Genomic DNA, 7,873 nt, shown 5'->3' on the forward strand with positions numbered 1-7,873 from the left:
CCTATATACATAGTTCTATTCTTAGTTTAGCAAATCCTCAAAAAAATAATGAAAGAAATATTCTATCTTCTTCATAAAAATTAAAAAATGAGTTATAATATTATTATAAATATTTTAACTTTTCTGCATTCAACAAGATAAGAAAAGGATGTGATGTAATGGGATTCCCAAAAGTTGAACGCTTGCTCATCAATTATAAAACATTAGATGCATTTAAAAAATTTAAAGGGTGCGGAGCTCAAGAACTATCCATGTTGGAAGAATTACAAGCAAACATTATTGAAAATGATAGTGAGTCTCCATTTTACGGTATTTATTATGGAGGATCGCTAATCGCACGTATGAGTCTATACATGAAAAGAAACGGTGGAGAACCATTTGAAATTACAGGTACTTACCTAGAACTTTATAAACTCGAAGTGTTGCCGACTTTTCAAAAACAAGGATTCGGACAAATGCTTGTTAATTATGCGCAACAACTACAATTCCCAATTAAAACGATAGCACGTATCCAGTCAGCTGGTTTTTGGGATAAATTAAGTTTCCAGCCAGTATCAGTAACTAATGGTGATTTTTATATTTGGCAACCAGAAACAAATTCGAATGCGATTACAAACGAAGAATCTGCATAAGAAATAAAAAAAACAGCTGTTACGCAGCTGTTTTTATTTCTTTAATTTTTCTAATTCTCCATTCGAGCGAGCGCCATTTCTTTCTGCTACCATTACACTTCTTTTTTGATCAATATAATCAAGTAATGTTCTATATTCTTCCTCATATACTGATAATCGCTCCAGAAGACGTTCTTTCTCTGTTTGTAACGATTCAATTTGTTGTTGTAACATCATTAAAGAGCTTTCATCTTTATAATTTCGCAAGAATTCAATAACATCATTCAATGTAATAGATTTTGGCTCTAATACCGTTGTCTCTTTCACTTCATAATTTTCTACCTTACGAAGTTGCTTTGCTTCTTCAATACGTTCTTTATACTGCTTTCTAACGTAAGAATTCCACCTAAATCCACAAGCTGCAGGTGTACGAGACAAATGCCTCCCCACTTCTTTAAAAGCGGAAAGTTGCGTTCCACCTTCACGAATATGCCGGAGTACTACTTCTGCCAGAAGCAAATCTTCATCATCAGTCCAAGCATCTTGTCTTGTTGTCGCCATCTCTCTAGTCCTCCCTATGCATTTTTTATTAAGCATATGCAGTTACTAGAAAAGATAGAATACAACAAATAAAGAATAAGACAAAAAAAATAAACGTAGAAGATATCTTCTACGTTTATTTTTCGCAATTACTTGCTGATTACTTCTTTACCTTTGTAAGTACCGCATGCTTTACATACACGGTGAGCTAATTTCGCTTCACCACAGCTTGGGCACTCTACCATACCAGGTACTGATAATTTGAAATGCGTACGACGCTTTCTTTTTACTGTTTTAGAAGTTCTTCTAAAAGGTACAGCCATTCTTCCCACCTCCTTAAAAGAAATAATTATTTTCATATGAAGGCCTAAACCAGTCTTCCGATTATTTGTCAAAAAACTTTGCAAGTCCTGCTAATCTTGGATCAACAGTCTTTTCTTTGTTTTCTTCCGAAATCACTTGCCAGTCTTGACCTTGCATCGGTGCTCCACCAGAAACATCATCACTGAAAATTTGCATTGGAATCTCCAAAAGTATATTTTCCTTGATTACGGGCAGTAAGTCAAGTACTTCTCCTTCTAAACAATGAATTTCAGCTTCTGTTTCAAATTCTTCTTCTGAAGTTTGGAACACCTCAGTTGTTTTAATGTCAAATGGTAATGTCACATCTACTAAAGAGCGAGAACATGGTAAAACCATGCTTCCAGTTATATGTAGATGAAACGTAAACTTACCGGAGCCAAAATCAACTCTTCCTGTTACATGAACAGGATTAATTTCACGAATATCTTTTTCGACCTCTTTTAGCTCACTTACATCTACCATTTCATTTAATGTCAATCCTTTATTTCTCAATTTATTCAATTGATGGATGGACCATTTCATATCATATCACCTCAAGGCAACAAACAAAATTATAGCTAGCCATTTTATATTTGTCAATGTTTTTTCTTTACACTATAATGAAGTCATCATAGGAAATAATATATACATTATCACGTTTTCCAAAAAGATGCTACATCGAAAGGAGAGATTACCATAAAATCCAGTGGTATTGTTGTTGAATATAACCCTTTTCATAACGGTCATGCTTATCATGTGCAAGAAACAAAAAAGTTAACACAGTCTGATATTATTATCGCCGTTATGAGTGGTCCTTTTTTGCAGCGTGGTGAGCCCGCACTCATCTCCAAATGGTATCGTACTAAAATGGCCTTAACAAACGGCGTAGACCTTGTTGTAGAGCTTCCTTATGCATTCGCAACACAAAAGGCCGAAACTTTCGCAAATGGCGCAATTTCGATTTTAAACGCCCTTGGTGTTTCTGAAATTTGTTTTGGTAGTGAAGATGGACAAACTGAAAATTTCTACACTACCATCGCTATACAAAAAAATGAAGAAAAGACTTTTAATCGTCTTGTGAAGCAATTTATGAATGCAGGTAATAGTTATGCAAAAGCTACATCTGAAGCCTTTCTACACATCTTACCACCCGAAAAAAACGTAGATATGTCACAACCAAATAACATTTTAGGCTTACAGTACATTAAAGCCATTCTCTTACAAAATAGTTCCATGCAAGCACAAACTATAAAAAGATTCGCCTCTCATTATCATGATGAAACATTTCACGATCAACATATTGCAAGTGCAACAAGTATTCGCAAACAGCTATTTATTGAAAACAGTTCCTCTACAACTATTGAGCCTTTTATCCCGAAAATGACTGCTTCTCTTTTAGAAAACTACAAGCAAAACTACGGGACGTTACATAACTGGGAAAAATACTTTTCATTTTTTAAATACAAACTTATGACGATGTCTTCAGAGGACTTACAACATATATATGAAATGGAAGAAGGTTTAGAGCATCGTATTTTATCAAAAATACAAAACAGTTCATCTTTCTATTCATTCATGGAAGCATTAAAAACAAAACGTTATACATGGACTAGATTACAAAGAGCTTGTACACATATTTTAACAAATACAACGAAGGAAGAAATACACAAAGCAAATATAGCGCAACATGCGCCGTATATCCGTCTTCTCGGAATGTCACAAAAGGGACAAACTTATCTTTCTAAAAATAAGAAAAAAATAGAACTTCCAATCCTTACTCATACAAAAACTTTTGAACATCCGACTTTAGACATAGAACGAAAATCAAATGCTGTATATTTCTCCATAATGCAAGAACCTTTGCGGACACAACTACTAAAACAAGACGCAACGCATCATCCAATTCGTTATGATGAAATAATGAAAAAATTCCTATAAGAAAAACCTCTCTTCTTCAGAGAGGTTTACTTTATTTCACCCATTTTTTCCAAATACGTTAATGCATCATCCAGTGTGTCCACCGGTACAATTTTCATCTTTGTTTTAATATCTTTCGCAGCTTCAAGAGCATCTTTATAATTCGATTTCTCTACACCTTTTTCATTTGGCGCAAAAAACACTTCAGCTCCTGCATCACTAGCAGCTACTACTTTTTGCTGAATACCACCAATTGGACCAATTTCCCCTTTATCATTGATTGTACCTGTTCCAGCTATTTCATGTCCGTTTGTTAAATCTTCTTCAACGAGCTGATTATAAATTTCTAGTGTAAACATTAACCCTGCTGATGGCCCCCCTATTTCATGGGAATCAATTTTCACTTTCGGATCTACTACTAACTCTCTTTCCGTAACGATAGAGACCCCTATACCGACACGTCCATTCCCATTAGGGATTGTCTTTACATTTAAATTTTCTTTAAACTGTTTTCCGCCCCGCTTGTATTCAATATTTACTGTATCCCCTTCTTTTTTCCCTGTCATATACTCAATAAATTGTTCCGTCTTGTCGAATATTTTTCCATCGACAGCTACTATAACATCTCCAAGCTTAAGCTTTCCTTCTGACGGCATACCCTTTGCTACACCAGCCACTAGTACACCTTTATTTTCAAAAGAAACAGAGCGATTTGCACGTTTATATGCATTATAAATTGCAGCGTTTTGTGAATCTTTCATCGCATAATCTTGACGAAATTGATATTCTTCATCACTCTCACCTTTTTGCAATATTTCTTCCGCCTTCGAAATGTGTGTATATTTATTAAATTGCGCGGCTATTAAGTTCACAACATTTGCAGGCCCCATTGAGACAGTGACAAGCATAAAATCACCAGACTCTTTAGTACCACCGTCAACTTGCACGTACGGCGCTAATTTTGCGGCCATACCTGGTTTTGTCACAAAGTATGGCAAACGCACATAAACAAGTAGCATCGCCAATATAACCCCTATTAAAATTGCATATATAAACCGAAAACGCTTAAACATTATGTTTCTCCTTCCACTGCTCAATTAGTAAATAAATGTTTGAAATGTGTTTTTCTGCTTCCACTTCTCCGACCCGAATGATGTCTTCAATATGTGTAAAAGCACGCGAACTAAATTGTTCTACTGCTGGCCGCATCATTAAATCTGATGCTATTTGCCGATTCATCACAAGTTCATGTTGCATAATTTCAATACTTTGCATAATCACATCATAAATCGATGTAACCTCTCCATTCACCTTAATTGGAGATACATCTACAGCAATAACAATATCAGCCCCTAAATCTTTTACAACCGATACGGGAATACGGTCAATTACCCCTCCATCCACTAATAAGCGGCCATCTATTTTCTCTGGAACAAACACCCCTGGCACAGATATACTAGCTCGAACCGCCTCCGCAATCGGCCCGCTTGTAAAAACAACTTTTTCCCCCTTCAAAATGTCAGTAGCCACAACAGCCGTCGGGATATCTAACTCTTCTAAATTTTTATTATATGTAAACATTTTAATCATATCTTTAATACGTTTTCCAGCAATAAATCCCATTTTAGGAATTGTAAAATCCAAATAATATTTCCTTTTAAAAACAGCTGCCAATTTATACAGTCTTTCAACGTCACAACTCGCTGCATAGAATGTACCAATTAACGCTCCTATACTACTACCTGCTATCATATGAATAGGGATACCAGCTTCCCTTAATACTTTTATTACCCCTATGTGAGCAAAACCTTTTGCACCTCCGGATCCAAGCGCTAAACCGATTTTTGGTTCCTTCATTTTTCTCACCCTTTAATTTTTTTCATTCCTTTTTCATACTTATGGTCTAAATTCACCACATATCCACGTATACTGAAATGAACGTTTTTGGGACAAAGGGGGATTTTCTTACATGTACGAAAAATGGAAAACTGCTTTTCTTACCATATCAATGTTATTTTTAACCTTTTCTCTTGTACTTCACCCCCAAGCTGCTTTGCAAGCTTCCATTCGCGGGTTAAATATATGGTGGGAAGTTGTATTCCCTTCACTACTACCGTTTTTCATCATTGCGGAACTTCTAATCAGTATTGGTATTGTAAAATTTATCGGTGTTATATTAGAACCACTAATGCGTCCACTGTTTCGTGTTCCAGGGGTAGGTGGGTTTGTTTGGGCAATGGGAATGGCTTCAGGATTCCCCGCTGGCGCCAAATTAAGCGCTAGACTACGCAAGAGCAATCAACTAACACAAATCGAAGCGGAACGACTCGTATCTTTCACAAATTCTTCTAATCCACTTTTTATTTTCGGAGCGGTTTCTATTGGTTTTTTCAATAATCCGAAATTAGGGCTCGTATTAGCAGCAGCACATTATATAAGTAACTTTATCGTCGGATTACTTATGCGCTTTTATGGTAATAACGATACTTACATAAAAGACAAACATACGAATCAAAAGCGTGCCTTTCAAAACCCTTTTTCCATCCTCCACCAAACACGTATGCAAGAAAAAAGACCGATTGGAAAACTACTCGGTGACGCTATCGTTTCTTCTATTCAAACATTGCTCATGATTGGTGGGTTTATTATTTTATTCTCTGTTTTAAATAAAATGATTACTGTTTTCGAAATTACAGAAGCGCTTTCTTTTATTATGCAACATATTTTATCATTCTTCCAACTTACATCCCAATTTAGTATTCCGATATTATCCGGTATTTTTGAAATGACGCTTGGAAGCCAAATGATTAGTCAAATTAATGAATCAACACTTCTTCAACAAGCGATGGTAACAAGCTTCATTTTAGCATTTAGCGGCCTTTCTATTCAGGCACAAGTAGCAAGCATATTAGCGGAGACAGATATCCGCTTTAAACCATATTTTTTAGCTCGAATTATCCAAAGTATTCTCGCTCCTATTTTCACTTTTATATTTTGGGGGCCATTTTATGAAAAGGTTCATTCTTTCTCGCCTACGCAAGAAGATCTTCCCGTATTTTTATTGAATCATTCTTACACACTAACTGATATTTGGACATCATTTATACACTACGGACCAATCTTCACCTTATTTTGTTTATATTTATATGTTATCTTATTGTTTTTACGCATTCATAAAGAAAAACCCCGTTCACTTTAACGGGGTTTGAAACTTTTCTTTTAAAGCACGCTCTACAATCGGAGGAACAAGGTCTACTACACTTCCCCCATATCTCGCAACTTCTTTCACAATACTTGAACTTAAAAATGAATATTGATTATTTGTCATAATGAAGAAGGTTTCGATATTTTCGTCTAATTTTCGATTCATTGAAGTAATTTGCATCTCATATTCAAAATCAGAAACCGCTCGCAAACCACGTAATATTGCATTTGCATTACGCATTTTTGCATATTCCACCAATAATCCACTATGTGAATCAACTTTTACATTCGGTATATCCTTTGTCGCCTCTCGAATTAACTCTAGGCGTTCTTCTACCGAAAAGAATGGTTTTTTTGATGAATTGTTTAAAACAACTACATATACTTCATCAAATACTTTTGCTCCCCTTTTAATAATATCCAAATGTCCAAGGGTAATTGGATCAAAACTCCCTGAAGAAATAGCTATACTTGTCATTCTGTCCCCTCACCTTCATACTTATAAATCGAAATTGCTGTAATCCCGTAGTTTTCTGCCCGTACTTTTACAAGTTCCCCTATGGAATCAGGTAAAACCACGTCATCCCCATGCTCTGCCATAATGATGCCATCTTTATTTAACAATCCATGTTGATCGATCACACTAATTAAAGACACAATTTTTTGACCTTTATATGGAGGGTCTATTAGTATAAGATCGAATGATATTTCACGCTTTATAAGCGCCTTTACCGCCCGTTCCGCATCATTTCGATACACTTCAGCTTGTTCTTGTATTCTACAGCTTTCTAAATTTTGATGAATGACTTTTATCGCTTTACTATCTCGGTCAACAAAAATCGCTTTATCAATCCCTCTACTTATGGCCTCAATTCCAAGACCACCACTACCACCAAATAAGTCAAGAGCGATACCACCATCATAATAAGGACCTATCATATTAAAAATAGATTCTTTCACTTTATCTGTCGTTGGACGTGTTGTATTACCAAGTACCGCTTTAAGTGGGTGCCCTTTACATTTTCCTGAAACTACTCTCATCTGTTGTCACTACCTTTATTTCAATCTATCGAGCGATTACAGTAAATCCATCTCAAGTCAGTAACCGCTACCAAACCATACAATTCTTCACTAATTCGTTACTTAACCTATAGAGAACTTTAGTTAAAATAACCGTTCGCTATTTCTTGCATATTCATCTCACTATTTGCGAACAAAAACCCTTTATGTACATCAGTTCCACTTTACCTTTTTTATCC

Annotated in this window: 10 protein-coding genes; 3 read left to right on the forward strand and 7 right to left on the reverse strand. The window is 35.6% G+C overall.

Annotation, left to right across the window (positions count from 1 at the left end; translation table 11 throughout):
* Positions 1 to 158 precede the first annotated feature (158 nt).
* A complete protein-coding gene (locus AB3X48_RS14335; RefSeq protein ID WP_002160696.1) occupies positions 159 to 632 on the forward strand; it encodes an N-acetyltransferase in 474 nt (157 codons plus the stop codon).
* A gap of 33 nt (positions 633 to 665) precedes the next feature.
* On the opposite strand, the gene AB3X48_RS14340 is transcribed toward AB3X48_RS14335, so the two are convergent.
* The 3 genes from AB3X48_RS14340 to AB3X48_RS14350 all read right to left on the reverse strand — a co-directional run bounded on the left by AB3X48_RS14340 (position 666) and on the right by AB3X48_RS14350 (position 2,036).
* Complete coding sequence (locus AB3X48_RS14340; protein WP_002160695.1) at positions 666 to 1,172, reverse strand: RsfA family transcriptional regulator; 507 nt, start codon at positions 1,170 to 1,172, stop codon at positions 666 to 668.
* 128 nt (positions 1,173 to 1,300) lie between these two features.
* Positions 1,301 to 1,474, reverse strand: coding sequence for a 50S ribosomal protein L32 (rpmF, locus tag AB3X48_RS14345; RefSeq protein ID WP_001984764.1), 174 nt, complete (start codon positions 1,472 to 1,474; stop codon positions 1,301 to 1,303).
* Between the two features lie 61 nt (positions 1,475 to 1,535).
* Positions 1,536 to 2,036: a YceD family protein gene (locus AB3X48_RS14350; protein WP_000872151.1), complete on the reverse strand. Its 501-nt coding sequence runs from the start codon at positions 2,034 to 2,036 to the stop codon at positions 1,536 to 1,538.
* A gap of 153 nt (positions 2,037 to 2,189) precedes the next feature.
* Here AB3X48_RS14350 and AB3X48_RS14355 point away from each other — a divergent pair, with 153 nt between their 5' ends.
* Positions 2,190 to 3,431 (forward strand): nucleotidyltransferase, encoded by a 1,242-nt coding sequence (locus AB3X48_RS14355; RefSeq protein WP_165762447.1) that lies wholly within the window; start codon positions 2,190 to 2,192, stop codon positions 3,429 to 3,431.
* A 26-nt stretch (positions 3,432 to 3,457) separates the two neighbouring features.
* On the opposite strand, the gene AB3X48_RS14360 is transcribed toward AB3X48_RS14355, so the two are convergent.
* Entirely contained in the window at positions 3,458 to 4,483 is a 1,026-nt protein-coding gene (locus AB3X48_RS14360; RefSeq protein WP_002160693.1) for a SepM family pheromone-processing serine protease, read from the reverse strand.
* A complete protein-coding gene (locus AB3X48_RS14365; protein ID WP_016106036.1) occupies positions 4,476 to 5,267 on the reverse strand; it encodes a patatin-like phospholipase family protein in 792 nt (263 codons plus the stop codon). Before AB3X48_RS14365 ends, AB3X48_RS14360 begins: the two co-directional genes overlap by 8 nt.
* 112 nt (positions 5,268 to 5,379) lie before the next feature.
* On the opposite strand from AB3X48_RS14365, the gene spoVV reads away from it, so the two are divergent.
* Complete coding sequence (spoVV, locus tag AB3X48_RS14370) at positions 5,380 to 6,609, forward strand: dipicolinic acid transporter SpoVV (RefSeq protein ID WP_016106037.1); 1,230 nt, start codon at positions 5,380 to 5,382, stop codon at positions 6,607 to 6,609.
* Here the strand turns inward: spoVV and coaD are convergent.
* Positions 6,601 to 7,092 (reverse strand): pantetheine-phosphate adenylyltransferase, encoded by a 492-nt coding sequence (gene coaD / locus AB3X48_RS14375; RefSeq protein ID WP_000200601.1) that lies wholly within the window; start codon positions 7,090 to 7,092, stop codon positions 6,601 to 6,603. The genes spoVV and coaD overlap by 9 nt on opposite strands.
* Positions 7,089 to 7,655: a 16S rRNA (guanine(966)-N(2))-methyltransferase RsmD gene (rsmD, locus tag AB3X48_RS14380; RefSeq protein ID WP_016106038.1), complete on the reverse strand. Its 567-nt coding sequence runs from the start codon at positions 7,653 to 7,655 to the stop codon at positions 7,089 to 7,091. The genes coaD and rsmD overlap by 4 nt, the downstream gene beginning before the upstream one ends.
* Positions 7,656 to 7,873: the final 218 nt, after the last annotated feature.

It is taken from the genome of Bacillus sp. S4, assembly GCF_040838205.1.
Taxonomy (GTDB): domain Bacteria; phylum Bacillota; class Bacilli; order Bacillales; family Bacillaceae_G; genus Bacillus_A; species Bacillus_A cereus_U.

Excerpts from the sequence above, each read along its gene's own strand:
- spoVV (WP_016106037.1), top strand. The coding sequence starts at position 5,380 with ATGTACGAAAAATGGAAAACTGCTTTTCTTACCATATCAATGTTATTT.
- coaD (WP_000200601.1), bottom strand. The coding sequence starts at position 7,092 with ATGACAAGTATAGCTATTTCTTCAGGGAGTTTTGATCCAATTACCCTT.
- AB3X48_RS14350 (WP_000872151.1), bottom strand. The coding sequence starts at position 2,036 with ATGAAATGGTCCATCCATCAATTGAATAAATTGAGAAATAAAGGATTG.
- AB3X48_RS14340 (WP_002160695.1), bottom strand. The coding sequence starts at position 1,172 with ATGGCGACAACAAGACAAGATGCTTGGACTGATGATGAAGATTTGCTT.
- AB3X48_RS14335 (WP_002160696.1), top strand. The coding sequence starts at position 159 with ATGGGATTCCCAAAAGTTGAACGCTTGCTCATCAATTATAAAACATTA.
- AB3X48_RS14360 (WP_002160693.1), bottom strand. The coding sequence starts at position 4,483 with ATGTTTAAGCGTTTTCGGTTTATATATGCAATTTTAATAGGGGTTATA.
- AB3X48_RS14365 (WP_016106036.1), bottom strand. The coding sequence starts at position 5,267 with ATGAAGGAACCAAAAATCGGTTTAGCGCTTGGATCCGGAGGTGCAAAA.
- rpmF (WP_001984764.1), bottom strand. The coding sequence starts at position 1,474 with ATGGCTGTACCTTTTAGAAGAACTTCTAAAACAGTAAAAAGAAAGCGT.
- rsmD (WP_016106038.1), bottom strand. The coding sequence starts at position 7,655 with ATGAGAGTAGTTTCAGGAAAATGTAAAGGGCACCCACTTAAAGCGGTA.